Below are 2117 nucleotides of genomic sequence, written 5' to 3'. Positions count from 1 at the left end.
GGGTCGGAGTGGGCGCGGACCGGCGCGGGCGGCAGCGCCGCCGAGGTGACGCCGCGCTCGGTGAGGATCGCGGTGACGGCATCGAGTGCGGCCGCCATGTCCAGCGGGGCGTAGACCTGCCCGGCCACCACACTCTGGTTGACGCCGATGTCGATGGTGCGGGCCGGGTCGATGCGCTGGCTGAAGAATCCACTGACCATGTCGGTGAACAACACCCCCGCGGTCACCAGCACCGGAGCCTCCTCGATCGCCTCGCGCACCGAATCCTCGCTGGCCGCACCGGCATAGATGCCCAGGTAGTTCGGCGAGCTCTCGTCGACCAGACTCTTGCCCCACATCAGGGTGGCGTGCGGCACGGTGTCGGCGGCCAGCAGCGCACCGAGCTCGTCGACGCAGCCCAGCCGGTGCACCAGGAAATCGGCCAGCACCGTCAGTCGGTGATCGCCGATCATCTCGCCGACCGCGGCGCGGAACATCGACAGCGCCCGCGGACTCGTGCCGCCGGTGTAGCGGGCCAGCGGCGCGGTGGGCGGCTCGGTGGGGAACCGGGCCACGTCGGTGGCGATCAGCAGATAGCCCGGCCGCTTCTGCTCACGCACTTCCGAGAGCACCCGGTCGATCTCTCGGGTCGCCGTAGCGGGCACCAGATTGGCCTGCGCACAGGTAATTTCACGACTCATCCGCAGGAAGTGCTCGAAGTCGCCGTCGCCGAGGGTGTGGTGCACGATACGGCGGGCGCCCTGGGAATCCTTGGACGGCGCGCCGACGATGTGGACCACCGGGACGTGCTCGGCGTAACTGCCGGCAATGGCATTGGCCGCCGACAGTTCGCCGACGCCGAAGGTGGTGACCAAGGCGGCCATACCCCGCAGCCGGCCGTAGCCGTCGGCGGCGTAACCGGCGTTGAGCTCGTTGGCGCCGCCGACCCAGTTGACCTTCGGGTGAGCCAGGATGTGGTCGAGAAACTCCAGCTGATAGTCGCCGGGAACGCCGAAGACCTCGGTCACCCCGAGTTCGGCGAGCCGGTCCAGTAGATAGTCACCGACGGTGTAGCCGTTTTCGCCCATCCCTTAGTGTGCCTCGCATGACCAACACCGGACCGCTCGCCGGAGTGCGAGTTATCGAACTCGGCGGCATCGGCCCCGGGCCACACGCCGCGATGATGCTGTCGGACCTGGGGGCCGACGTGGTGCGAGTGCGTCGCCCCGGTGGCCTGACCATGCCCGCCGAGAACGTCGACCTGCTGCACCGCGGCAAGCGCATCGTCGATCTGGACGTCAAGTCCGAGCCGGGCAAGCTGCTGGACCTGGTCGCCAAAGCCGATGTGCTGCTGGACTGTTTCCGGCCCGGCACCTGTGAACGCCTCGGTATCGGCCCGGCCGAGTGCGAAGCGGTCAATCCGCGGCTGATCTTCGCCCGCATCACCGGCTGGGGCCAGGACGGCCCGCTGGCCACCACCGCCGGTCACGACATCAACTACCTGTCGCAGACCGGTGCCCTCTCGGCGATCGGCTTCCGCGACCGTCCGCCGGTGGCCCCGCTGAACCTCGTGGCCGACTTCGGTGGCGGCTCGATGCTGGTGGTCATCGGCATCGTCACCGCACTGTTCGAGCGCGAGAAATCCGGCAAGGGCCAGGTGATCGACGCCGCGATGGTCGACGGCGTCAGCATGTTGTCCCAGATGATGTGGACCATGCGGGCCACCGGCTCGTTGCGCGACGAACGCGAGTCGTTCCTGCTCGACGGCGGCGCCCCGTATTACCGGACCTACGAGACGTCCGACGGCGGTTACATGGCCGTCGGATCCATCGAGCCGCAATTCTTCGCGCAGCTGGTGGCCGGCCTCGGCCTGGACGCCGCCGAGATCCCCGGTCAGTTCGAGCTGGCCCGCTACGACGAACTGCGCGACATCTTCACCGAGCGGTTCAAGACCAAGACCCGTGATGAGTGGACAAAGATCTTCGCCGGCACCGACGCCTGCGTGACACCGGTACTGACCTGGGGTGAGGCGGCCGAAAGCGAGCATCTGCTGGCCCGGTCGACGCTGGTCGACGTCGAGGGCGTGGCCCAGGCCGCGCCCGCGCCGCGGTTCTCCCGGACGCCGGCAGGCGCGCCCG

General features: G+C 68.8%; 2 protein-coding genes. One reads left to right on the top strand and one right to left on the bottom strand.

Features of this window, described 5'->3' with window-relative positions:
- The coding region (locus BN4332_RS16155; protein WP_268811534.1) for an alpha-keto acid decarboxylase family protein at positions 1-1067 on the bottom strand (1067 nt) is incomplete at its 3' end.
- Between the two features lie 17 nt (positions 1068-1084).
- Here BN4332_RS16155 and BN4332_RS16150 point away from each other — a divergent pair.
- On the top strand, positions 1085-2117 hold a 1033-nt coding region (locus BN4332_RS16150; protein WP_066899628.1), incomplete at its 3' end, for a CaiB/BaiF CoA transferase family protein.

The organism is Mycolicibacterium houstonense (assembly GCF_900078665.2).
GTDB lineage: Bacteria > Actinomycetota > Actinomycetes > Mycobacteriales > Mycobacteriaceae > Mycobacterium > Mycobacterium houstonense.
Note: the sequence above shows the minus strand (reverse complement) of the source record. Positions and strands in the feature narration are given on the sequence as shown.